At 68.3% G+C, this 22,762-nt stretch carries 20 protein-coding genes; 14 read left to right on the forward strand and 6 right to left on the reverse strand.

The features are described 5' to 3' along the window. Nucleotides 1-62 precede the first annotated feature (62 nt). Entirely contained in the window at nucleotides 63-905 is an 843-nt protein-coding gene (locus GVY64_RS04290; RefSeq protein ID WP_159838984.1) for a phosphotransferase family protein, read from the forward strand. A 259-nt stretch (nucleotides 906-1,164) separates the two neighbouring features. Continuing rightward, nucleotides 1,165-1,617: a DUF4254 domain-containing protein gene (locus tag GVY64_RS04295; protein ID WP_236566608.1), complete on the forward strand. Its 453-nt coding sequence runs from the start codon at nucleotides 1,165-1,167 to the stop codon at nucleotides 1,615-1,617. Here the strand turns inward: GVY64_RS04295 and GVY64_RS04300 are convergent, their stop codons facing one another. From GVY64_RS04300 to GVY64_RS04310, 3 genes are all read right to left on the reverse strand, one after another. Continuing rightward, on the reverse strand, nucleotides 1,618-2,115 hold the full coding sequence (locus tag GVY64_RS04300) for a hypothetical protein (RefSeq protein ID WP_159838988.1): 498 nt from the start codon (nucleotides 2,113-2,115) through the stop codon (nucleotides 1,618-1,620). Between the two features lie 92 nt (nucleotides 2,116-2,207). After that, on the reverse strand, nucleotides 2,208-3,596 hold the full coding sequence (locus GVY64_RS04305; RefSeq protein WP_159838990.1) for an APC family permease: 1,389 nt from the start codon (nucleotides 3,594-3,596) through the stop codon (nucleotides 2,208-2,210). A gap of 82 nt (nucleotides 3,597-3,678) precedes the next feature. Beyond that, nucleotides 3,679-4,548: a helix-turn-helix domain-containing protein gene (locus GVY64_RS04310; RefSeq protein WP_159838992.1), complete on the reverse strand. Its 870-nt coding sequence runs from the start codon at nucleotides 4,546-4,548 to the stop codon at nucleotides 3,679-3,681. 564 nt (nucleotides 4,549-5,112) lie between these two features. Here GVY64_RS04310 and GVY64_RS04315 point away from each other — a divergent pair. The 3 genes from GVY64_RS04315 to GVY64_RS04325 all read left to right on the forward strand — a co-directional run bounded on the left by GVY64_RS04315 (nucleotide 5,113) and on the right by GVY64_RS04325 (nucleotide 8,603). After that, nucleotides 5,113-5,784, forward strand: coding sequence for a PAS and ANTAR domain-containing protein (locus GVY64_RS04315; RefSeq protein WP_159839151.1), 672 nt, complete (start codon nucleotides 5,113-5,115; stop codon nucleotides 5,782-5,784). Nucleotides 5,785-6,091: 307 nt separating this feature from the next. Next, nucleotides 6,092-7,204, forward strand: a complete 1,113-nt coding sequence (locus GVY64_RS04320) for a terpene synthase family protein (protein WP_159838994.1) — start codon at nucleotides 6,092-6,094, stop codon at nucleotides 7,202-7,204. A 118-nt stretch (nucleotides 7,205-7,322) separates the two neighbouring features. After that, nucleotides 7,323-8,603, forward strand: a complete 1,281-nt coding sequence (locus GVY64_RS04325) for a GGDEF domain-containing protein (RefSeq protein ID WP_236566609.1) — start codon at nucleotides 7,323-7,325, stop codon at nucleotides 8,601-8,603. A gap of 25 nt (nucleotides 8,604-8,628) precedes the next feature. Here the strand turns inward: GVY64_RS04325 and GVY64_RS04330 are convergent, their stop codons facing one another. Then, complete coding sequence (locus GVY64_RS04330) at nucleotides 8,629-12,051, reverse strand: serine/threonine-protein kinase (protein ID WP_159838996.1); 3,423 nt, start codon at nucleotides 12,049-12,051, stop codon at nucleotides 8,629-8,631. A gap of 251 nt (nucleotides 12,052-12,302) precedes the next feature. Here GVY64_RS04330 and GVY64_RS04335 point away from each other — a divergent pair, with 251 nt between their 5' ends. From GVY64_RS04335 to GVY64_RS04345, 3 genes are all read left to right on the forward strand, one after another. After that, nucleotides 12,303-13,118 carry an amidohydrolase family protein gene (locus tag GVY64_RS04335; protein ID WP_159838998.1) on the forward strand — a complete coding sequence of 272 codons (816 nt, stop codon included), beginning with the start codon at nucleotides 12,303-12,305 and terminating at the stop codon, nucleotides 13,116-13,118. A gap of 161 nt (nucleotides 13,119-13,279) precedes the next feature. After that, nucleotides 13,280-13,660, forward strand: coding sequence for a DUF1304 domain-containing protein (locus GVY64_RS04340; protein ID WP_159839000.1), 381 nt, complete (start codon nucleotides 13,280-13,282; stop codon nucleotides 13,658-13,660). Between the two features lie 535 nt (nucleotides 13,661-14,195). Continuing rightward, complete coding sequence (locus GVY64_RS04345; RefSeq protein ID WP_159839155.1) at nucleotides 14,196-14,555, forward strand: DUF4254 domain-containing protein; 360 nt, start codon at nucleotides 14,196-14,198, stop codon at nucleotides 14,553-14,555. 218 nt (nucleotides 14,556-14,773) lie between these two features. On the opposite strand, the gene GVY64_RS04350 is transcribed toward GVY64_RS04345, so the two are convergent. Then, on the reverse strand, nucleotides 14,774-15,382 hold the full coding sequence (locus tag GVY64_RS04350; RefSeq protein ID WP_159839002.1) for a DUF4126 domain-containing protein: 609 nt from the start codon (nucleotides 15,380-15,382) through the stop codon (nucleotides 14,774-14,776). Nucleotides 15,383-16,055: 673 nt separating this feature from the next. On the opposite strand from GVY64_RS04350, the gene map reads away from it, so the two are divergent. The 5 genes from map (at nucleotide 16,056) to GVY64_RS04375 (ending at nucleotide 19,904) form a co-directional block, all read left to right on the forward strand. Further along, nucleotides 16,056-16,919 (forward strand): type I methionyl aminopeptidase, encoded by an 864-nt coding sequence (map, locus tag GVY64_RS04355; protein ID WP_159839004.1) that lies wholly within the window; start codon nucleotides 16,056-16,058, stop codon nucleotides 16,917-16,919. 64 nt (nucleotides 16,920-16,983) lie between these two features. Then, the gene (locus GVY64_RS04360; RefSeq protein WP_159839006.1) at nucleotides 16,984-18,522 is read left to right on the forward strand and encodes a cobyric acid synthase; all 1,539 of its coding nucleotides are present in this window, start codon (nucleotides 16,984-16,986) and stop codon (nucleotides 18,520-18,522) included. Nucleotides 18,523-18,650: 128 nt separating this feature from the next. Continuing rightward, the gene (locus GVY64_RS04365; RefSeq protein WP_236566610.1) at nucleotides 18,651-18,893 is read left to right on the forward strand and encodes an AbrB/MazE/SpoVT family DNA-binding domain-containing protein; all 243 of its coding nucleotides are present in this window, start codon (nucleotides 18,651-18,653) and stop codon (nucleotides 18,891-18,893) included. Next, nucleotides 18,893-19,285, forward strand: a complete 393-nt coding sequence (locus GVY64_RS04370) for a PIN domain-containing protein (protein WP_159839010.1) — start codon at nucleotides 18,893-18,895, stop codon at nucleotides 19,283-19,285. Before GVY64_RS04365 ends, GVY64_RS04370 begins: the two co-directional genes overlap by 1 nt. Before the next feature lie 55 nt (nucleotides 19,286-19,340). Further along, nucleotides 19,341-19,904 (forward strand): alpha/beta hydrolase, encoded by a 564-nt coding sequence (locus GVY64_RS04375; protein WP_159839012.1) that lies wholly within the window; start codon nucleotides 19,341-19,343, stop codon nucleotides 19,902-19,904. Here the strand turns inward: GVY64_RS04375 and GVY64_RS04380 are convergent. Beyond that, nucleotides 19,884-20,945 (reverse strand): alpha/beta hydrolase, encoded by a 1,062-nt coding sequence (locus GVY64_RS04380; RefSeq protein ID WP_236566611.1) that lies wholly within the window; start codon nucleotides 20,943-20,945, stop codon nucleotides 19,884-19,886. The genes GVY64_RS04375 and GVY64_RS04380 overlap by 21 nt on opposite strands. Before the next feature lie 299 nt (nucleotides 20,946-21,244). Here GVY64_RS04380 and mqo point away from each other — a divergent pair, with 299 nt between their 5' ends. Next, nucleotides 21,245-22,759: a malate dehydrogenase (quinone) gene (mqo, locus tag GVY64_RS04385; RefSeq protein WP_159839157.1), complete on the forward strand. Its 1,515-nt coding sequence runs from the start codon at nucleotides 21,245-21,247 to the stop codon at nucleotides 22,757-22,759. The last annotated feature ends 3 nt before the right edge of the window (nucleotides 22,760-22,762 follow it).

Here is a 22,762-nt window from a genome sequence, read left to right on the forward strand (position 1 = left end):
GCGGACCGAGTGGGCCGAGGTCCCGCTGCCGGTGCGGGAGGAAGTGGCGCGGCTGCTCGGGGATGACGTCTGTGCGGCGGTCGATCAGCGCGGCGGGTTCGGTCACGGTGTGGCTGCGAACGAGCGGGGGTGGCGCCGCTTTCGTGAAGGCGATCGAGGTGGGCGACGGGCTCGCGTCGGTCTACCGGCAGGAGGCGCGGATCGCGTCGCGTCTGCCCGCCACGGTGCCCGCGCCGAAATGCCTTTTCACCAGTGAGATCGCGGGCTGGTTCGTGGCCGCGTTCGACGATGTCGATGGGACGTTTCCGCGGCTCGACGAGCCGGGGGAGTTGCAGGACTGCCTCGACCTCGTCGCGTGGTTGGCCACGGAGTTGACGCCGAGCCCGCTGGTGGACGTGCCGACGGTCGCGGAAGCCTACGGGCCGGAGCTGGTCGGCTGGCGGACGTTCGCGACCGAGGGCCCGCCTGTGGACCTGGACCACTGGTCCGTTCGCCACCTGACGGAATTGGCCGAATCGGAAGCGACCTGGCTGACGGCCGCGGCCGGGAACACGCTGCTGCACACCGACCTTCGACCGGACAACATGCTGCGGCGCGCCGACGGTGCGTTGCTTGCGGTCGATTGGGCGTGGGCCTGCCGGGGCGCCGCGTGGATCGACCTCGTCGCCCTCGCTCCGTCCATCGCGGCCGCCGGTGTGGATCCGGATCCGATCGTCACCGCCCACCCGCTGACCCGGGACATCGACTCCGCGGCCATCGATGCCTTCGTATGCGCGCTGGCCGGATATTGGGCCGCGGCCTGCCGGAAGCCCGGACCGCCGCGTTCGCCGTGTTTGCGCGATCATCAGTCGGCGTTTGCTCGGCTCTCCAGAGATTGGCTGGCGTGTCGCATCGGTTGGCAATAATCCCAGCGGAGACGGCTCTATCATCGAAAAACGCGCGATCACTGGATGTTTGCCGTCGGGGTGGTATCGGGGCGGCGCCGAGAATAAGGCCGATGGGCGTGTCGCGGAGGCGGAAGTGGCCGAATCCGGCGCGGTCGCCGCCGTTCTCGGTCACGCTGAGCACATGTGGATGTTCGGGCAGTGCCGGAACACCGGCGAGGCAAGGCATCGAGGACGCGCCCGAAACGCGTCCACCCTGGTCGGAATGGGGGTCCGTGAAGTGGATCAGTTATCCGAGGCCCGGGTGATCCCTGGCAAAGAACTCCTGCTGGCCGCCTTCCGAGGCTTGCCGCACATGGATCATCCGATGCTGGAGGCGGCGGGAGAACTGGCGCAATTGCATCAGACGCGCGAGCGCACCCCGGCGAGCCGGTGCGACAAACTCGATCGGCGCCGAGCGCAACTGGTGCGCGGCATCGATCGCTGGGTCACGCTCGCGACGCCGATTCCGCCGCCCGCCGCGCCCGAGCACGCCGAGACCGTCGGCCGGATGGTGGACCGGCTGGCCATGCTGGCCGCCCAGGCGTTCGCGACGCTGACCCACGCGCCCGATTCGGTCTTCTACGACGCGTGGATCAGGATCGATGAATTGGCCGACGGCTACCAGGATCTCGTCGACGACCTGCGCACCGGCGCGCGACGACTACCCGAGGGCGGTTATGACCGCTGGTAGCTACCTGCCCCGCCCGAACAGCCGGAACGAGCGCCTGCGACGGCGCGGCAGGGTCGCGTACACCATGGTCATATCCGCGAAGACCTCCGCTTCCCGCTCGCGATCGGCGCCGAACTCTGCACGGCCGAGCACGTGTTCGATCGACTGCGGGGAGATCGAGGGCAGGATGACGGACAAGGCGGGCGGCAAGGGATCGCCGCGTTCCTGGTCCTTGTGGTGACCCAGCAGCATGTGGCCGACCTCGTGCAGGATGACGTGATCGGCGTTGCGGCCGGTCGCTGCGGCGTCGTACACGATGATGTCGTCGTGCTTGCGTGCCACCCACAGGCCGCCCCCGCCACAGCCCGTGTCGGCCAACATCGCCTTGGGCACGGGGTGCAGGCTGATCGAGCGTCCGCGATGGGCGGCCACCGCGGCCAGGTAGGCGGTCAGGTTCCACGGATTGGGGAGGGGCACGGTCCGGGTGGCATCCCCGAAACGGGCTTCCATGCTGGTCATCGGCGCCCACCTTACCTACCGGTCGGCGACTAGTCATCTGCGGAATCCGGGCATACCGGTGACGGTGATCCGCAGGGCTACAAGCCGATCGGTCACTCGGCGGGCGGCTTGCTGTCCAACGGCTGGGCCCGGATGGCGCGGATGGCCAGGTAGTTCAGGCCCCACAGCGCGATTCCGATGGCCAGCAGCACGCCGGCGATGGCATATTGCGCCGGATTGCGATCGGTGAACGGCGTGACGAGAAAGCCGCAGGTGAGCGCGCCCAGCACGGGCAGTGGCGTCGGCGTCGTGAAGTGCTTGTGCGGCACCGGGTCTCGGCGAAGCACCAGCACGGCGACGTTGACCACGGTGAACACCGCGAGCAGCAGCAGCGCTGTGGTGCCGCCGAGTTCGGGCACCTCGCCGACGAACAGGATCAGCCCGAGTGCGAGCAGCGTGGTGAAGACGATCGCGTTGTAGGGCGTGTGGCGCCGTTCGTGAACGCGGCCGAACGGCCGGGGCAGCACCCCTTGCCGAGCCATGCCGTAGATCAGGCGACTGGCCATCAACATGTTGATCAACGCCGAATTGGCGACGGCGAACATGGTGATGTAGGCGAAGATGTGCGTCGGGAAGCTCGGCGCGCCCACCTCGACGACCTTCAGCAGTGGGGTATCGCCTTCGCCGAGTTGGTCGGCGGGGACGAGCGCGACCGCGCTGATCGACACCAGCACGTAGATCACGCCGGTGATGATCAACCCGGCGAGCAGCACCTTCGGGAAGATCCGGGTGGGCTCCTTGCACTCCTCGGCCATGTTCACCGAGTCCTCGAAACCGACCATCGCGTAGAACGCGAGCGTGGTGGCCACGATGACGCCGCCGACCGCGTTGCGCTCCCCGGTGTCGAATTCGACGATGCGCGAGAAGTCGCCGTCGCCGAAGCCCAGCGCCCAGCAGCCGATCCCGATCACGATCAGCAGGCCGGTCAGCTCCACGCAGGTGAGCACCACGTTCAGCTTCACGCCCTCGCTCACGCCGCGCAGGTTGACCGCCGCGACCACCGCCATGAACACCAGCGCGATCGCCGTCACCGCGGTGCCGCTGCCGAGATCCAGGCCGAAGGCTTCGGCGAAGTTGGCCGCGAAGGCCCGCGACGCCGTGGAGGCGGAGGTGATGCCGGAACTCATCACCGCGAAGGCGACCATGAACGTGAGGAAGTGGATGCCGAACGCCTTGTGCGTGTAGAGCGCGGCGCCCGCGGCGTGCGGGTACTTGGTGACCAGTTCCAGGTAGCTGAAACCGGTGATCAGCGCGACCAGGAAAGCCACGAGGAACGGCACCCACACCGCGCCCCCGACCTCGTTGGCCACCTTGCCCGTGAGCGCGTAGATGCCGGTACCGAGGATGTCGCCGACGACGAACAGCAGAAGCAGTCCCGGCCCCATCACCCGTTTGAGTTCGGGCCCGGATTCGGCTGGTGGATTTTCGGTGACTTCGGACATAGGTCCTCCCCTCGGCAGTAAGCGCGAGGGTACCCATTCCGGCGCGGAATAGTCGTTCACCCACGCCGGATGCCGGTGGCGCCTAGTCCTCCCGGTCCATTCGGCGCGCGGCCTCCACGATCATGGCCGCGGAGTCGCGCGGGCTCAGCGCCATGGCGCGCAGCTGATCGAAGATGACGCCGAATCGGCGGATCTCGGAATGGCCCTCGATCAGCTCGTCACCCGCCATGCCCTCGACGTAGACCAATTCGGGGTCGGCGGGATCGGGGAAATCGAGCAAAGTGAACGAGCCCGCCATGCCGGGATGCGCGCCCGCGTCGAACGGCAGGATCTGCAGGATCACGTTCTTTCGCTTGATCTCCTGTAGCAGCCGGTCGAGTTGCCCCCGCATCACCGCGGGCCCGCCCACGGTGCGACGGATGGCGGCCTCGTCCAGGACCACCCACAGCTCGAGCGGGTCCTCCTTGGTCAGGTTGACCGCGCGGTCCATCCTGGCCTTCGCCCTGCTCTCCATGACCGACGCCTCGAGCTTCGGCATCGAGGTGTCGATCACGGCCGTCGCGTATTCGTAGGTCTGCAAAAGCCCTGGGATGAAGGAGGTCTGGTAGTGCCGGGCGGACAACGCCTCGGACTCGAAGTTTATGTAGGCGGCGTAGACCTCCGACACGCTGCCCTCGTACGCGCGCGACATGCCCGGCTTCAGCGCGTCGGACAGCAGCTCCAAGGCGTCTTCGCGCTGTTCCTCGCCGATGCGGTAGAGATCGAGCATCGCCATGAGGGTGCGACGCTGCGGACGCGCCTGCGCGGTCTCGATCCGGTACAGCGTGGTGACGTTGATGCCGGTCTTCGCGCTCACCTCTTCCTTACTGAGCTGGGCGTTCTCGCGCATCTCGTGCAGCATCGCCGCCAGCCGCCGCAACCGGACGGTCAGGACGGTGCGCTTGCCTGCCATCAGTACTACCCCTTCGGTCTGCGCACTTGCTGGAACGTGTTATCGCGTGCGCCCTCGGATGCGCCCTGCGTGCAGCGGATCTGTGTCGAGTGTGGGCACAGCAACAGAGACTACCTCCCGTGATGCACGTTATGGTCGGTGTTTTCGTGGGAGTCTGCGTTCGGCGGCCGACTCTGCGGGGCAAACCCGACCGAGCGCTCGGTCGAGGCGGCGTCCGGATACTCGCCGACCGCCCCGCCCTCGTTGCGCGGACGACCGGCACGCCGCGCCGCCGGAATGCGACCGCGGGATGTCACCCCGTGCGCGTGGTCCGGCTGGGCGTGGTCGGCGGCGCCTTCGCATGCTCGTCGGCAGCGGCCATCACCGTCGCGATCGGCGCGCCTGCTGCGTCACGGCTCATATTGCAGCTCAATTGCTATAAAATTCATACTCATCCACAATAATGAATAAGGCCAGGTGGACGGCACTTTTTGACGGATGCGGAGAGTTTGCCACAATTTGATTTCATCTCGTGTTCCCGGCCTTACGTCGTGAGCGCCGATGGATAATGGCCGCGTGACGAGGATGGATCACCTCGCGCTGAGAAGCGCCTCCGCGATAGAGAGCGTCATCGCGGGCACGCCGCAGAGCGTGGGAACCTTCCGCTTCTGGTTCGAGGATCAACGATGGGAATGGTCCGACGAGGCGGCCGCGATATACGGCTACGCCGCGGGGAGCGCGCGACCCAGCACGGAGTTGCTGCTGGCGCACAAGCACCCGGACGATCGGGCGCCCGCCGCCCAGTCCATCGCCACCGCGGTGCGCGGCGGTGAGCCTTTCTGCGGCCGCCACCGCGTCATCGATGCCGCCGGGCGCACCCGGCACATCATCGTCGTCGCCGATCGGATGCGCGACGACCGGGGCGCCGTGGTCGGCACCGCGGGCTATTTCATCGACGTCTCCGACATCCTCGAGGAGAACCGGCAGGAGGTCCTCGACGACACTCTGCCCGAACTGGTCGAGTCACGGGCGGTGATCGAGCAGGCCAAGGGCGTGCTCATGGTCGTCTACGGCATCAACGCCGAACAGGCGTTCCGAGTGTTGCAGTGGCGCTCCCAGGAGACCAACATCAAGCTGCGGACGCTCGCGCGGCTTTTGGTCGGCGAGGTTCCCGCGATGGGCGGCGGCCCAGCCGCGCAACGGGCCCGCTTCGATCACCTGCTGCTGACGATGCACGACCTGCCGGCGTCGAAATAGGCGCCGCGCCGGGGCCGGAGACCGCGCGACGGACCACTGTTCGAGCAGGGCGCGCGGCGACAGCGGCGCCGCATCCTTCGCCGCGTCCCGAATCGGTCGCTTGCCTAGTTGCGCCATGGCCACCCCTGCGCCGCGAGGCCGCCCGGCGCGGTGAACTCCCCGTTTGCCGCTGTGTCGCCGTCGAATCGACAGTGCCTCAACGTCATCCAGGACACGGGGGTTGCGTGACCTTCGCCCTTCGATCGATCCCACTACCGATAAGTCGGAGACAATTCATTAGAAGTCACCATAGTGGGAGGAAGTCGTTGTGGTCAGTGAGTACACATCGGCACTCGAGCGGGAAATCGTCACCATGCGCGAGCAACACGAGGCGTTGCTGCGGACCGGGCGGCAGTGGTCGTTGCGCGCGATGTTCGGTACATCCGACTGGGATATCGTCGATTACTGCCGCGACTTCCGGCCCAACCGGTTCGGCGACCGCGCGTGCGCGGAGGTGGAGCGCTTCTGCCGCGAGCACGGCATCTGGCTCGAGCCCGCGGGGCCGCACTACAACAGCATGACGCCCTACCTGCATCCGGGCGCCGTCAGCGCGGAGCGGATGACGATCATCGGCTTGTACAACGCGATCCTGTTCTGGCTCAACGACACCGTCGGCCGGGAGAAGTTCGGGCACCTCGGGGACGATGAACAGCGCGAGGCGCGGGTGGCGATCGACCGGCTGTGCGTGCTCTTGCGCACGCGCTCGGCGCCGGAGAACGCCACTGCGTTGGAGACGTCGGCCACGGCCTTCCTCACGATGCTGTCCGCCCTCGCCGACCCGGCCTGGCTCGACCGGTTCATCGAATCGACCATCGAGCACCTGCGACCCGCCATCCAGGACCAGAACGCCCGCGCGCGTGGTGGGTTGCTCGGTGTCGAGGAGTACATCGATCTGCGCTCCCAGGTGTCGGGCATGTATCCGGCGATCGCGCTGTGCGAGTTCGGCCGGGACGACTATCTGCCGTGGGAACGGATCCACCACAGCGGGCTGGCCGGCGATCTGCACCGCCTGCGGGTGCTGACCGTGGAGATCGGCGCGCTGATGAACGACGTGTTCTCCTTCGAGAAGGAGTGCATTGTCGATCTCGCGGACTTCAACCTGATCCCGGCGGTACTGCTGAACCACCCCGGATGGTCGCTGGAGGACGCCGTGCAGGGCGCCACCGAGATCGTGCGCGCACGGCTGGCCGAGTTCCGGGAGGTGTGCGCGGTGGTCGCCGAGCGATGCGACCGCCTGGCCGCGGCGGACGCCGAGTTGGCGGCCACGGTCTCGACCCACCTCGCCGACCTGGTCGCGTGCGTGCAGGCGACCTGGGTCTGGCAGGTCGAGACGCTGCGGTACAAAGGTGCGTCGATCTTCCGGGAGAACGGGTTGCCGTAGTCCGGCCCGCCTCGCCATGGCTGGGAATGCTTCCGGGCGGCAGTACTCGACGGTCTCGAACAAGTGTGGATACGATGCGTCGGGGGCTATCTCCGGCCTGAATGGTGAGGGGGTTGCGGTGGAACAGATCGAACTCGCCAGGATGGCGAACGTGTGGTGGCGCGCTCTGCAGGCCGTCGCCGAGGGGTCGGTGTCCGTACCGGACCCCGAGGCTGTGCTGCTCGGGATGGTCGAGGAACTGGTTTCCGGCCTCGAAGCCGAACCTTTCGACGCGAGCGTCGGGCTCCGCGTCGGCGCGGGGCTGGCCGCCGTCGGCCTGGTCGGCCCGGCGGTGCCCAGTACGTCCGCCCAGGTTCTGTACGGGCTGGCCGAACACGAGACGGCTCCGGATTCCGGTCGGCGGCTCGCGGCGCTGCTCGCGGCCGTCGGTCAGGGCTACGAAGCGCAGTCGCGGGACGCCGCCAGCCACGCGCGCCGCTTGTACGACGAACGGTTCCGCGTGGTGTTCGACAACGCGGCGATCGCGATCGCCATCGGTGACACCGACGGCACGCTGCTGGACGTCAACCGGGGCTTGGCCGAGATGATCGGAGTCCCGGCGGAGACGCTGCGCGGGGTATCGGTCTACGACTTCGCGCACCCCAACGACCGCGAGGGCATCCGCACGCTGGTGTACGAGAAGCTCGTGCCGGCGGGGGCGGGCACGGTGAAACTGGAGCAGCGGATCCGTCGCGCCGACGACAGCTACGGATGGGCGTCGTTCGCCATCACCTTCGTCAAGGGCGTGGACGGTCAGAGCGACTATCTGCTCGCGGTCGGCGAGGACGTCACCGAGCAGCACCGGATGCGCGAGGAGCTGCATCGGCAGGCCCGCCACGACCCGCTCACCGGACTACCGAACCGGCGGCATCTCATCGAACGGATCGACGCGATGATCGCCGACGCCCGCAACGGGGACCGCGCGGGCTTGTGTTTCGTCGACATCGATCGCTTCAAACACATCAACGATCGCTACGGCCACGGCACCGGCGACCAGATCTTGACCGCGGTCGCGGAGCGCCTGCAGGACAGTGTGCGCGGATCGGGGTGCCTGGTCGCCCGCATCGGCGGCGACGAGTTCGTCGCGCTGGTCCCACCGCCTGCCAGTGACCACCGGGTCGCCACCGTGGCCAACAGCCTGCTCGAGGCGCTGGTCGACCCGATCACCGCCGGCGACCGGCGACTACGCATGTCGATCAGCATCGGCGCGGTCGTCACGGCGGTGGCGGGCGCGGACGCCGAATCGTTGCTCGACGCGGCCGATACCGGCCTCTACCGGGCGAAAGCCGACGGCAAAGGCCGGTGGGTACTGCACATTCTGGACACCGACGCCTCACGCGGTCCGCAACCGGTGTTGTGAGCGGCGGAGTCGTTCGCGCGACGGTTCAGCGGGCGAGCAACCGGTGCAGGAACCTCGGCGAGACCATCGGCCGTTCCTCGGGCCAACGTCCCTCGCGCAGGTCGTAGTCCAAGCTGTGCAACAGCGACATGACCAGATGCCCCTCGTCGAGCAACGGCCGGATGAGCCCGGCCTCGGCGTACCGGATGACCACCGGGACCAACTCGTCCTTCGCCGCTTCGGTCCGGCCCGCTGCCGCGAGGCAGGAAGCGAGCAGCAGTGACGCCTGTGCCGCGGCTCGGGGGCGTCGATCGGCGTCGATCGAATCCCGTAGCTGACGGGCGCGCGCGGATGCGGCGGCAACCCGCTTGGCGGCTCCGGAACGCAGCAGCATGCGGATCGCGGAATCCTCGCGCATCTCCGCGGCCATCGTGGCTATGCCGCTTTCCCCGGTCGGAGGTTCGGTGACATAGGTGGCCGTCAGGCCGAGCCGGACCTGCTCATTGGCGATGCGGGTGGCCAGTCGTGGCAGTTTGAGGGCCTGCGCCACCTCGGCGCCTTCGTCCAGCCGTCGCGCGGCGGAGGCCAGGTCACCCCGGAGGGCCTTGATCCGGGTGCCGGTGGCGTAGTTCGCCATCAGGAAGTCCACCGGGCCACCCTCGGTGCCCAGACGGCCCGCTTCGTCCAGCAGGCGCTCGGCCGCGGCGAGCTGGTCGCGTTCGTAGAGCAGCTCGCCCAGCATGCCGCCCGCCAGACGGGCGGCGTAGGACCGCGGGCCTGTAGAGGTGGTGGCGATCTCCAGCGCGGTGCGGAAGCTGTGCTCGGCCGTGGCCATGTCCAGCTGCTCGCGTGCCGCGACGCCGACGATGCTGTGGCTGTACATCAGGATGAACGTGCTGCGGGTCTGCCGGTAGAAGGGTGTGGCCCAGTCGTGCCATTCGCGCGCCCGGTCGTAGTCGAATCGGCTGAACGCGGAGAACGCGGCGAGGTTCGCCGCCTCGCACAGCACCCACGGACCCAGCGTGTCGGCCCGGCCCAGGCATTTCGCGACCACGTCGTCCACGCCTTCGGGATGGTCGCCGAACGCGCGTTCCACGCACTCGATGAGATCGGCTTCGATCGCCAGATCCGGGTCGTCGACCGTTGCCTTCTCCAGCGACGCGCGCACCAGCCGTAACGCGGCGTGCAGCTCTGTGGGCTGCCGCAGCACCACGTGGGTCCAGGCGATCGCGATCTGCAGCCGCGGGCGCGCGGCCGCCGCCGCGGGCGGAAGTTTGGCGACCAGGCCGACGAATGTCGCCAGCTGCGCGTCTTGCACCAGATCGCGGGCTTTGGCCTCGACGATGTCGACCGCCATTTCGCCGCCGTCGCCGGCCAGCGCGTGGTCGATGGCGTCGCTGAGCATGCCATGGTCGCCGAACCATTTCGCCGCCGTGCGATGGAGTGCGGCGACCTCGTCGGGGAAATCACGTTCGAGTCGCCTGCGCAGGAATTTCGCGAACAGATGGTGGTAGCGGAACCAGTCGCCGCTGTCGTCGACCCGGCGCAGGAACAGATTGCGGCGTTCGAGATTCTCCAGCAGGTCCTGCCCGTGCGGCCTTCCGGTCAGCGCCGTGGCCAAACTGCCGGAAACCCGGTCCGGCAGTGAGGTTTTGAGCAGGACGTCGAGCAGTTCGGGCTCGACGGTGTCGAGCACGTTCTCGGCCAGGTACTCGGTGATGGCATGGTTGCGACCGGACAGATGGGCGATCAGCGAGGCCGGGTCGGGGTGCTCGCGCAGCGACAGCGAGGCCAGTTGCAAGGCCGCCGCCCAGCCTTCGGTGTAGTCGTGCAGTTCGGCGTTCTCGGCGTCGGCCAGCGTGAGTCCGGTCTGTTCGGCGAGGAACGTGCGCGCCTCGTCGGGGTCGAAACGCAATGCGGCGGCATCGATTTCGACGAGCTGGTGGTGCACGCGCATGGTGCCGAGCGGCAGACCTTCCAGCGACCGGCTGGTCAAGATGATCTGCAGGTGCTGCGGGCCTTCCTCGATCAGGTAGTGGAGTGCCTCGACGGCGGTGGGATCGGTGATGCGATCCCAGTCGTCGATCACCAGGGCGAACCGCTCGTCGCGCGCGTGGATGGCGTCGATCAGCGTGGTGAGCACGTAGCGCGCGGCGGCGGCGTCGCCTTCCTCGAGCACCGGAGTCAGGTCGGGCGCCAACGCCGGGCTGACGCGGTTGAAGGCCTCGATCAGATGCGTCAGCAACCAGACGACGTTGTTGTCGTCCCGGTCGACGTTCAACCAGGCCACCGCCACCTTCTCGGTCTCGGCGAGACGCTTGGCCCACTGGGCCGCCAAGGTGCTCTTGCCGAACCCGGCCGGAGCATGGATCACCGCCAGGCGCGGCGGCGGCACGGTCTGCAAGGCGTCGATCAGGCGCTCCCGCTGGACCAGCGGCCGAGTGGGCAACGCGGGGCGGAACTTGGTCTCCGGCGTGGGCGGAGTCTTCGGGTGCGGGGTGGGGAACCGCGCGGTGGCCGTCAACGGCCGCGTGCTGAGGTCTTCGGGCGTGGGCCGATCGCCCGCGGGCAGGGTCATGTGCTCGACCTGCATGTCGTTACCGCGCTGGATATCGCGCAGCCGCTCGCCGAACGCGGCGGCCGAGGGCGGACGGTCCGCGGGATTGTGCGCCATGCTGGCCTCGATGGCGGCGGCCACCTCGTCGGGGATGCCGTCGAGCCGCAGATCCGGCAGCGGGTCGGCGGCGATGCGCAGGAACTGCGCGACGACCTGCTCGCCGGAACGACGCTCGTATGCCGCGTGACCGGTGATCATGGCGAACAGCGTCGCGCCGAGCCCGTAGACGTCCGAGGCGACCGACGGAACGCCGGAGCGCAGCACCTCCGGCGCGGTGAACGCGGGCGACCCGGTCACCACGCCCGTGGTGGTCTCGAACCCGCCTTCCATACGGGCGATCCCGAAATCCGTGAGCTGCGGCTCGCCGTAGTCGGTGAGCAGGACATTTCCCGGTTTGATGTCGCGATGCAGAATGCCGGCCCGGTGCGCGGTCTCCAAGGCGCCGGCCAGCTTCACGGTGATTCCGATCGCCTCCGGCAACGGCAGCAGACCCTCCCGGCGAATGCGGTCTTCCAGCGAACCGCGCGCGTGATACGGCATCACCAGGTAGGGCCGTCCGCTGCGGGTGGTCCCCACTTGCAGGATCGGCACGATGTTCGGATGCCCGGACAGCGCGCCCATGGCCTGCTGCTCACGCAGGAATCGTTCGACGTTCTCCGGTTCGAGATCCGGTCGCGCGGTGAGCACCTTGACCGCGACGTTGCGATTCAACGCCCGCTGCCTGCAGCGATAGACGACGCCGAACCCGCCCTTGCCGATCACTTCGGGGTCGTCGAGACCCGCGCCCTCCAGTTCCCGCTCGATCCCTGGAGGCCGATCATGCTGTGTGGCGAACGGGTCCGAACCGGCCATGGCCCTGCTCTGCGTCGGATGTCTGTGGTCCTGCGGGTGGATACCCAGTTTATGCCCAGCGACCCGCCGTTCGGTTATTACGTTCCAGAGGGAAGGTGAGGCACGGGTGGGCTTGGTGGCGTTGTGCCGTTGTTGTCGCGGGGCCGCTGCCGGACCTCGGCAAACAAGAGGCTTCGTGCTGCCGAGCAGGACGCTCCAGCGGACGTCGTCGCAGCGGCGCCGACCGCTGTGACCTGTGTCAGAATCCGCGCATGACCATCGACGTCTGGGCGCAACACCCGACCCGGCGCTTCCTTGCCCACGACATGTTCGCCTCACTCCGGCGGTGGACCGGAGCGGTGATACCGACCGACGAGATTCCCCTGTCGGTCACCCTCGACGCGATGGATGCCGCGGGCGTCGACCGAGCGCTCATCTCGGCGTGGCACGGGCCCGAGGGCGTCCTCATCTCCAACGACGAGGTCGCGGCCTGGGTGGCCGAGGCGCCCGAGCGCCTGCTCCCCATCGCGTCGGTGGACCTGCGCAGTCCGATGGAGGCGGTGCGGGAGTTGCGCCGCCGCGTCGATCAGGGATTCAAAGGGTTGCGCGTGCTTCCGTGGCTGTGGGAGCTACCGCCGACCGATCGGCGCTTCTATCCGCTGTTCGCGGCCTGCGTCGATCTGGGCATCCCGTTCTGCACGCAGGTGGGGCACACGGGTCCGTTGCGGCCGTCGGAGACCGGTCGCCCCATTCCGTACATCGACCAGGTCGCCCTCGACTTCCCGGAGCTGACGATCGTCTGCGGGCACATCGGCTACCCGTGGACCGAGGAGATGATCGCGGTCGCGCGCAAGCACGAGAACGTCGTGATCGATACCTCCGCGTACACGACCGAACGCTTTCCCGCGGACCTGGTCTCCTATTTGAAGTCCCGGAGCGGGCGCAGGAAGGTGCTGTTCGGCACGAACTATCCGATGATCTTCCCGCAGCACGCGCTCGACGGCTTCGCGGCCCTCGGACTGGACGACGAGACCCGCCGGCTGTACCTGGACGGCAACGCCCGGCGCGTTTTCGGACTGGCCGGTTGACCGATTCAGCGCGGCGGCGTGTCGGCAGGGCGTTGCCCGCGCTTGCCCCCGCTTCGGTCATAGGATGCCTCGGCGCGCCGGAGATCGGCCGGGCCGTCGCGCGGATCGCCGGACGGTCGGGCGCCGGCGCCCCCGGTCGGCGCGCATCGTGAGGAGGTCGAATGCTCTGGGTGGTACAGGTGTTCGCCGCCGTGGCCGCTGTGCTCCATGTCGGCATCTTCGTCATGGAGTCCGTGCGGTTCGGTGACCCCAAGGTGTATCGGGGGGTCTTCCGGCTTTCCGAAGCGGAACTGCCCGCGGCGCGGCCATGGGCGTTCAATCAGGGCTTCTACAACCTGTTTCTGGCGGTGGTGACACTCGTGGGCGTGGCGATCCTGCGGTCGACGCCGGAGGCGGGATGGGCGCTGCTGCTCGCCGGATGCGGGTCGATGCTGGCCGCGGCGGTGGTCCTGGTGGCGCACGACCGCCGGTTCGCCAGAGGCGCGGCGGTGCAGGGCGCGCTGCCCGCGCTGACGCTGCTCGCCGCCGCTACCCAGCTCTGAACGTGTCCAGGCGGTCGGCAAGCCGCTGAACACCGGTGTGGCGCCTCGGAATTCTGTTCCGGTCACCAAGGTCAGGCAAACGCCATCAGCACACCGGTGGCAACTAAAGGTCAACAGCGATGGTCGCATTCGTACTCGTGGACGGGCGCATGGCCCTGAACAGCGACCGGAAGTCGGGAACGACGGACGTCTCCGGTATCGCCGACCGGGGCGCGGATCGTTCGTCCCCTTGGGCCGAAAAGGGTTGCGGCGAGTGTGCTCTCGGTGCTGAGGCGCCGTCAGGAGGTCTTGACCGCAGAAATGCAGACGCAATCTTGCGTTCTTGCATCTGTACGTGCATGATCCAGCTAGCCTAGTTGTGACAACCGATCCGATGGCCGGGATAACCGAATCGAGAGCCAATTATGTTGGTACAAAGAGCGTTGGTGTCGGGCGAACTCGGAGTACGGCGGTGAGCGCGCCGACAGTCGGCGTCTTACCGACCGCACCGCAATTGTTGTGTGCTTTCCAAGGGCGGCGTTTCCAAGACCGGGAGCTGCTGCGGTCCGCACACGCACTCGCCGAGCTGCACCAGCACCGCGTGCGCGCGGTGGACGCCGCACTCATCGCCGAAATAGACTGCCGCCGCCGCGAGCTCGTCGACGAGATCAACGACTGGGTCGCGCAGGAGATCCCGCAGCACCGCAACGGGGCCTCGCTGCACACCGAGAGCCTGGGCGCCGTGGTGGACCGGATGGCACGTAGCTGGGTGGACGCCAATCAGGTCATTCACACCGAGGGCGCGCGCAGCGACAATACCCATAAGCATTGGTACCAACTGGCCGAACTCGTCGACGGGTACACTGATCTGGTAACCGACGTGGCCGGTGGCCGCCGCCGTTTGCCCGAACAATGAGTTCGTCGCGACGGTGGTCTCGTCCGCGGTAGTGACACTGCCCCGCAGCGTCACTCGTCCGAATGGCGGCGTCCCGGTGCCGAGCTACCCGACCAGTGGCTTGCTCCGGGTGGTTCTGTCGCCGGCACAGTGACGGCGGGCGCAACGGGGCGCCCCGCCCGGCGTGCCGCGTGGTCGACTGGCGCGGCACGCCCGTGACGGGTTCCACTGCCTAGCAATCATTTCGCAACCAACGCGCGGCTGCCCGTGCGCTCGGCCCGACGGGCCCGTCGCCGCCGGAGATAGCGACGAATCCGGCTCGCGCAGAAGTACACCACGGTCACACCGACGAGGAGCAGAACCGCCGCGATCACCGCCGCGGCCAGTGGGTGGAAAACGGCGAGGGTGACCACACCGGCCACGGTCACGTCCTCGGCGGTGCTCACCACGATGTTGCTGGCGGGCTCGGGCGAGGTGTTGACCGCCATCCGAGTTCCCGCCTTCACCAGATGGCTCACCAGGGCGGCCGTTCCGCCGACCGCGCCCGCGGCGAGTTCCGGCAGCGAGCCGTCCTGTCCGGCCAGCAGGGCCGCGACCACCGCGCCCGCGATCGGCCGCACCACGGTGTGCACCGCGTCCCAGAACGAGTCGAGATACGGGATCTTGTCGGCCACGGCCTCGACCAAGAACAATACTGCCGCCGCGATCAGGACGTCGGTGCGCTGCAAGGCTTCCGGTACCGAATCGGCGAAGCCGAACCGGCCGAAGAGGCCGAGCAGCAGCACCACGGCGTAGGCGTTCACGCCGCTGGCCCAGCCTGCGGTGAAGATCAACGGTAGAGCGGACACGAGCCCATGGTAGGGCGACCGGGCGACAGCGCGCCCTGGCGTCCGTGTCCCTGCTGGATATCCAGACTGCCGAATCGGCAGCCGACATCGACCTGGTCGGGCGAATGCCGAATCCGCCGCGCCGGAGCCAATTTCAGCGAGGGTATCGACGTGACGCGCCTTTCCGGCTGTGGCGTACACGGCCGTTGATACGGACGCGGTGCCGGAGCTCAGCGCAGCGCACAGGGCTGCTATGAGCGCGTAGCGTCCGCTTCGCGTGGTCGGAACCGATTCCGGCGCGGGCTCGCCCTGCCCTCCCGCCGGAACGGGTGCGGGGCGATTCCACTCCCGGCTTCCGGTCGACGGATCGTTTCGAGGGCGTGGTGACGTCGTCGGCCGAATTACTCGATCCGGTGTCGCCTACGCCGACTCGCCGGGTGTGCACTCGGTCGGTGCGAACCGCCACCGTCGGGCCGCGTCGGTCGCGTATTCGTCGGTGCTGGGCGGGGGGATGCCGCGCGCACGTCGGTCGCTACCGTGTGTGGCGGCCCCTTCCCGATCGGCCTCGGTTCATGCCTCCGATTCGATGATCGAGCGCTCCGGCGCGCTCGTGCCCGGCCGAACCGGACCGTGGTCCGAGGCTGTTCCCGCTGGCCCTCGGCATCGGCGCGGTCGTCCGATTACGCTGTTCGCTATGTCTGTCCGCACTCGCAAGCCCCTCGTCCCCGGAACGCTGTCGCCCACCCGTGAAGTGCCGCGCACCATCGAGCGCCCGGAATACGCGTGGAAGAAGACCGCCGACGAGGGGCGTGAGCCTTGGGTACAGACCGCAGAGACGATCGAGAAGATGCGGATCGCGGGCAAGATCGCCGCCCAGGCGCTGGAGGAGGCGGGCAAGGCGGTCGCGCCCGGCGTGACCACCGACGAACTGGACCGCATCGCGCACGAGTACATGTGCGACCACGGCGCCTACCCGTCCACCCTGGGCTACAAGGGCTTCCCGAAGTCGTGCTGCACCTCGTTGAACGAGGTCATCTGCCACGGAATCCCGGACTCGACCGTGATCGAGGACGGCGACATCGTCAACATCGACGTCACCGCCTACATCGACGGCGTGCACGGTGACACCAACAAGACGTTCCTGGCCGGTGACGTCGACGAGGAGGTGCGCCTGCTGGTCGAGCGGACCGAGGAGGCCACCATGCGGGCGATCAAAGCGGTCCGCCCCGGCCGGGCGCTGAACGTGATCGGCCGCGTCATCGAGTCCTACGCCAACCGGTTCGGCTACGGCGTGGTGCGCGACTTCACCGGCCACGGCGTCGGCCCGACCTTCCACAGCGGGCTGGTCGTGCTGCACTACGACCAGCCGGCGGTGGAGACCATCATCGAACCGGGCATGACGTTCACCATCGAGCCGATGATCAACCTCGGCGGCATCGACTACGAGATCTGGGACGACGGCTGGACCGTCGTGACCAAGGATCGCAAGTGGACCGCGCAGTTCGAGCACACCTTGGTCGTCACCGAGTCGGGGGCCGAGATCCTGACCCTCCCGTGACCGGCGGCCTGGCCCGTCGCGGTCCGGCGGCTCGGATGACCGCGCCCCGCATGACCGGACCGCGATGAAGGGCGCGCTGCTGGTCGCGGGCACGACCTCGGACGCGGGCAAGAGCGTCGTCGTGGCCGGGATCTGCCGGATGCTGGCGCGGCGCGGCGTGCGCGTCGCCCCGTTCAAAGCCCAGAACATGTCCAACAACTCCGTGGTCACCCTCGACGGCGGGGAAATCGGCCGGGCGCAGGCATTGCAGGCCCACGCGTGCGGACTGGAGCCGAGCGTGCGGTTCAATCCCGTCCTGCTCAAGCCGGGCAGTGATCGCCGCTCCCAGCTGGTGGTGCGGGGCAAGGCGATCGGCACCGTCGGCGCGGAGGACTACTTCCGGCATCGCCGGGAACTGCGCGAGGTGGTGGCCGCCGAACTCGCCGCCTTGCGCAACGAATTCGATGTGGTCGTCTGCGAGGGCGCCGGGTCGCCCGCCGAGATCAACTTGCGTGCGACGGATCTGGCGAACATGGGCCTGGCTCGTGCCGCGGGGCTGCCGGTGCTGCTGGTCGGAGACATCGATCGCGGTGGGGTGCTCGCCCATCTGTTCGGCACCGTCGCCATTCTCGAGCCCGAAGACCAGCGCTTGATCTGCGGGTTCGTCGTCAACAAGTTCCGTGGCGCGGTCGAGCTGCTGCGGCCCGGGCTGGAACGTCTCACCGAACTCACCGGCCGCCCCACCCTCGGCGTGCTGCCGTATTCCGAGGACCTGTGGATCGATGCGGAGGACTCGCTGAGCACCCTCGCCGACGCGCCGGTCGGCCGTCCGCGACCACCGGTGGGCGCCGAATGGCTGAGCGTCGCCGCGATCCGGCTGCCGCGCATCTCCAATTCCACCGACGTCGAGGCATTGGCCTGCGAACCCGGTGTCGCGGTGCGCTGGGTGGCCGAACCGTCCCGGTTGGCGGACGCCGATCTGGTGGTTCTGCCCGGGAGCAAGGCGACCGTGTCGGACCTGCGGTGGTTGCGGCGCACCGGCATCGCCGACGCCTTGCGGGCCCGCGCCGCCGCGGGCAGGCCGATCCTGGGCGTCTGCGGCGGGTACCAGATGCTCGGCACCCGCATCCTGGACCGCGTCGAGTCCGGTGCGGGCGAGGTCGACGGTCTCGGATTGCTCGACCTCACCGTCGCATTCGCCGAGCCGAAGGTGTTGCGCCGCAGCGCGGGACACGCCGCGGGGGTCTCCGTGCACGGCTACGAGATTCATCACGGCCGCGTCACGCACCGTGGGGATCCGGCGTGGCTGACCGTCGACGGCGAGCCGGAGGGCAGCGTCCGTGGCGCGGTGTGGGGTACCCACCTGCACGGTTTGCTGGAGTCCGACGAGTTCCGGCGCGGGTGGCTCCGTACGGTGGCGGAGGCGGCGGGGCGGGCGGGTTTCGTCGCTGCCGGCGACGTCTCGGTCGCGACGGTGCGTGCCGCCCAGCTCGATCTGCTGGCCGATCTGATCGAAGACCATCTCGACCTCGCGGCGTTCGAGCGCCTGCTGACCGACGGCGCGCCCGCCGGCCTGCCCGCTCTGGCCACCGACGTGGTGCTCCCGAACGGCCGTATCGGTTGACGCGGACCACCCAGCGCCTTACCTTGCAGTAAGGAATTCGGCTCCAGGTAAGGCTCGGAGCCGATCGGCACGGTCGGGTGAGGATGATGGCGGCGGAGAAGAGGCCAAGCGGCCGAGGGGCGAATGTGGTGTCGGCGACGGTCACGAGCAAGGGGCAGATCACCATCCCGATCGATGTGCGCGTGGCGATGGGCTTGCGCACCGGCGTGCGCGTCGCCTTCGTGCCCACGCCCACGGGCACCTACGAACTGGTGCCCGAAACGCGCACGATCAAGGCGCTGAAAGGCATCGTGGGCTGGTCCGGATCTCCGATCGGCCTTGCCGAGATGAACGAGGCGATCGCGGGCAACGTCGTGGAAGGTAAGCGGTGATGATCGGTCTGGACGCGAACGTGCTGATCCGCTATCTCACCCAGGACGACCCGGAGCAGTCCGCGCGCGCCAATCAGGTGATCGACGGGCTCACCGAGAGCAAACCGGGTTACGTCACGATGATCGTGCTCGCGGAGATCCACTGGGTGCTGCGTCGCGGCTACAAACAGGATCCCGAGGCCGTCACCGACGTGCTGCTCGGACTGCTCGATTCGAGCGAGATCGTGGTCGAGCGGGCCGACACCGTGCGACAGGCGTTGCGCCGGGCCGCCGACGGCGCGGACTTCGCCGACGCGCTGATCCAGCAGCTCGGTCAGGAGGCCGGGTGTGAGCTGACCGTCACCTTCGATCACAACGCAGGTGAGCGAGCCGGGATGCGCCTGCTCGCGTGAATCCGGCACCCCGACCCACCGCCGCGGTGCCGTGATCCGTGTAGCGTGATTCGGCATGGAATCTCGGCAGATCACGGTGGGTGACCGGGCGTGGACCGTGCGGATCGACGGGCCGGAATCCCGGCACAGCGTGCTGCTGCTGCCCGACGCGGGCGACCCGGCGGACGTCTTCGATCAGGTGTGCGCCCGGCTGCACAATTCGGATCTGCGGACCTTCGCGGTGGAGTCGATCGAAGGTCTCGACCCGGCCGCCGTCACCGCGATCCTCGACGCCCTGGGGCTGCCGTGGGTGAACGTGGCCGGGTGCGGCGCGGGCGCCGTGCTGGCCTGGCAGGCGTGCGCGCGCGGATTCGGACGTTTCCAGAGCCTGGTCGTGGCCGATCGCGGTCATCCGGCCACGCCCGGCGCCGATGGAGCGGTGGCGGACGCGTCGACCGGCCCGGTGGAGGTGCCGACCACGCTGCTGGTCACGAAGAATCTGCCGCGCTCGGTGGCCGACACCTCGGGACGGTTCGTCTATGGCGAGTTCCGGGTGGTGGAGGTCGACGTCACCGATGTGGCCACCGAAGCCGACCACGAGCTGGCCACCGAGATCGTGCTACGCACCAGCCTCTGGTGAGTTCGCGGCCTGGTAGCCGGCCAGCCAGTCGAGCCAGCTGTCGAGTTCGCGGAACGCCTGGGTCAGCGGTTCGGGGCCGGAGAGGAACACGTCGTGCTTGGCGCCGTCGATCGGCACCATGTTCGTGCGATCGCCCAGGCAGCCCGACCAGCGCTGGATCTGCCTGACGTCGAGCACCGCGTCGGCCACGTCCACGGCGGGACCGTATTCCTTGGCGAACTTCGTCATCCGGGAACGCAGGATCAGCGAGGGGACGCCGATGTCGAGGCCCTGGTGCAGCCGCGCGTGGCCGTTGCGGATCGCCCGCAGCCAGCCGAGCCGGACGGGGAAGCCGTGCAACGGTTTCCAGTCCAGGTTGTAGTTCCATTCGCCGGACACCGAGTGGTGCAGGCTGTCGCCGTAGGTGCTGATCTTGCCGCCGGGCAGCTGCACCATCTTGCGGAATCGGCCCACCGTCTTGATGATCGGCGTCCCGATGCTGCGGTAGTACGCCGGACCCTGCAGGTCGAACCACGGGCTGTTGAGCACCACGCCGGTGATGCCCGCCGCGGCCGTGCCCTCGGCGCGGTTGAGCCGATCCAGCCACAGCGACACGACCAGACCGCCGGTGGAGTGAGCGTTCAGCACCACCGCGGCGCCGGTCTCGGCCCGCACGATCCGCAGCGCCTCCGCCAGCTCCCGGTCGTAGAAAGCGAGATCCGTCACATAGTGCGGGGTCTGCCCGTCGCGCAGCGACCGGCCGCATTTACGCAGGTCGAGCGCATAGAATTGGAACCCGCGCGCGGCGAAGTGCTCGGCGAGGTGCTCCTGGAAGAAATAGTCGGTGAATCCGTGGACGTAGAGCACCGCGCCCGCGGTCTGCTCGACGGCGCCGGAGGGGACGTAGCGCACCAGCGTGGCGACCACCTCGCCTTCGCCGTCGGGATCGGGGCCGAGGGGCAGCGTGCGCTGCTGGTACTGCGGACCGAGGACGTCGGGGCGCCAGCCTTCGCCATCCGGCGAAGTGCTGACCGGTTCGGCAAGCGACTGTTCGTTCGTCACGCGACCAATGTATTGGACAGTGTCAACCGCCGACAGACCATGGCCGTCCGCTCGCCGCCGAAGTGACGACGATCTCTGTCGCATTCCGCACATTCAGCAGGTTCGTTGCGGGGTGGCGGCGTGGTGAGGTGCACAATTGGGCTTAGGTGAACGGCGGGTAACCTAACTCCCGCCATGCCGTTCGGGGTCGGCGGACGCCGGAACCGAGCCACAACCACACCGTGCCCAGGCAGGTCCACCCGCCCGGTGGGCCCGCGCAGAAGGACAAGGAAGTCGATCTACCCGTGCCGAACGCTGCCATGACTGAAAAGACCGATGTAGTACTCATCGGTGCCGGCATCATGAGTGCCACTCTCGGCGCGCTGCTGCGGCAGCTGCAGCCGGAGTGGTCGATCTCCCTGTTCGAGCGGCTCGACGCCGCTGCCGCGGAGAGCAGCGATCCGTGGAACAACGCGGGCACCGGGCACTCCGCGCTCTGCGAGTTGAACTACAGCCCGCAGCTACCGGACGGCTCGGTGGACATCACCAAGGCCGTCGACATCAACGAGCGGTTCCAGGTCTCCCGTCAGTTCTGGTCCTACGGCGTGGAGAACGGCATCCTCCGCGATCCGTCCGCCTTCATCAACCCGATCCCGCACGTCAGCTTCGTGCACGGCGCCGACAACGTGGAGTACCTGCGCAAGCGGTACGAAGCGCTGGCGCCGCACCCGCTGTTCGAGGGCATGCAGTTCATCGACAGCCCCGACGAGTTCACCCGAAGGTTGCCGCTGATGGCACGCGGGCGCGACTTCGCCGACCCGATCGCGCTGAACTGGACCGACGGCGGCACCGACATCGATTTCGGCTCCCTCACCCAGGAGCTGCTGGCCTACCTCGGCGCCTCCGGCGCGGACCTGGCCTTCGGGCACGAGGTGCGCGATCTGTCCAAGCAGTCCGACGGCTCGTGGCTGGTCACCGTGCGCAACGTGCGCACCCGGGAGACGCGCAGGCTGATCAGCAAGTTCGTCTTCGTCGGCGCGGGCGGCGGCGCGCTGCCGCTGCTGCAGAAGGCCGGCATCAAGGAGGCGAGGGGATTCGGCGGGTTCCCGGTCAGCGGTCAGTTCTTCCGCTGCGTCAACCCGGCGCTGATCCAGCAGCACGAGGCCAAGGTGTACGGCAAGGCCGCGGTCGGCGCCCCGCCGATGTCGGTTCCGCACCTGGACACCCGCGTGATCAAGGGCAAGCCGGGCCTGCTGTTCGGCCCGTACGCGGGCTGGACGCCGAAGTTCCTCAAGGACGGCAAGAACACCGACCTGTTCAAGTCGGTGCGGCCGAACAACATCTTCTCGCTGCTCGGCGTCGGCGTCACCGAGCTCGGTTTGACCAAGTACCTGGTCAGCGAGCTGCTGAAGTCCGAGGCGGGCAAGGTCGTCACGCTGTCGGAGTTCATTCCGCGCGCCGAGGCCAAGGATTGGGAGCTGATCACCGCGGGCCAGCGCGTGCAGGTCATCCGGCGCAAGGGCGTGGGCGGCGTGCTCGAGTTCGGCACCGCCGTGATCGCCGCTCAGGACGGCACGATCGCCGGTCTGCTCGGCGCCTCCCCGGGCGCGTCCACCTGCGTCACCGCGATGCTGGACGTCCTGCAGCGGTGCTTCCCCCAGGAGTACGCGGAGTGGACGCCGAAGCTCAAGGAGATGGTGCCCTCGCTGGGCGTGAAGCTCTCCGAAGACCCGGCGCTGTTCCACGAAGTGTGGGATTGGACCTCCAAGGCGCTGAACCTCGTCGACGGCGGCGACAACACGCCGAAGCACGCCGGGGTCGCGGCGAACGCCTAGGGT

Source organism: Nocardia sp. CY41 (genome assembly GCF_009829325.1).
Taxonomy (GTDB): Bacteria; Actinomycetota; Actinomycetes; order Mycobacteriales; family Mycobacteriaceae; genus Nocardia.

Bases quoted from the DNA above. Each gene is read 5' to 3' on its own strand.
- GVY64_RS04290 (WP_159838984.1), top strand. From the start codon at position 63: ATGACGTCTGTGCGGCGGTCGATCAGCGCGGCGGGTTCGGTCACGGTG.
- GVY64_RS04330 (WP_159838996.1), bottom strand. From the start codon at position 12,051: ATGGCCGGTTCGGACCCGTTCGCCACACAGCATGATCGGCCTCCAGGG.
- GVY64_RS04340 (WP_159839000.1), top strand. From the start codon at position 13,280: ATGCTCTGGGTGGTACAGGTGTTCGCCGCCGTGGCCGCTGTGCTCCAT.
- GVY64_RS04310 (WP_159838992.1), bottom strand. From the start codon at position 4,548: ATGGCAGGCAAGCGCACCGTCCTGACCGTCCGGTTGCGGCGGCTGGCG.
- map (WP_159839004.1), top strand. From the start codon at position 16,056: ATGTCTGTCCGCACTCGCAAGCCCCTCGTCCCCGGAACGCTGTCGCCC.
- GVY64_RS04300 (WP_159838988.1), bottom strand. From the start codon at position 2,115: ATGACCAGCATGGAAGCCCGTTTCGGGGATGCCACCCGGACCGTGCCC.
- GVY64_RS04375 (WP_159839012.1), top strand. From the start codon at position 19,341: ATGGAATCTCGGCAGATCACGGTGGGTGACCGGGCGTGGACCGTGCGG.
- GVY64_RS04360 (WP_159839006.1), top strand. From the start codon at position 16,984: ATGAAGGGCGCGCTGCTGGTCGCGGGCACGACCTCGGACGCGGGCAAG.
- mqo (WP_159839157.1), top strand. From the start codon at position 21,245: ATGACTGAAAAGACCGATGTAGTACTCATCGGTGCCGGCATCATGAGT.
- GVY64_RS04305 (WP_159838990.1), bottom strand. From the start codon at position 3,596: ATGTCCGAAGTCACCGAAAATCCACCAGCCGAATCCGGGCCCGAACTC.
- GVY64_RS04315 (WP_159839151.1), top strand. From the start codon at position 5,113: ATGGATCACCTCGCGCTGAGAAGCGCCTCCGCGATAGAGAGCGTCATC.
- GVY64_RS04370 (WP_159839010.1), top strand. From the start codon at position 18,893: ATGATCGGTCTGGACGCGAACGTGCTGATCCGCTATCTCACCCAGGAC.
- GVY64_RS04335 (WP_159838998.1), top strand. From the start codon at position 12,303: ATGACCATCGACGTCTGGGCGCAACACCCGACCCGGCGCTTCCTTGCC.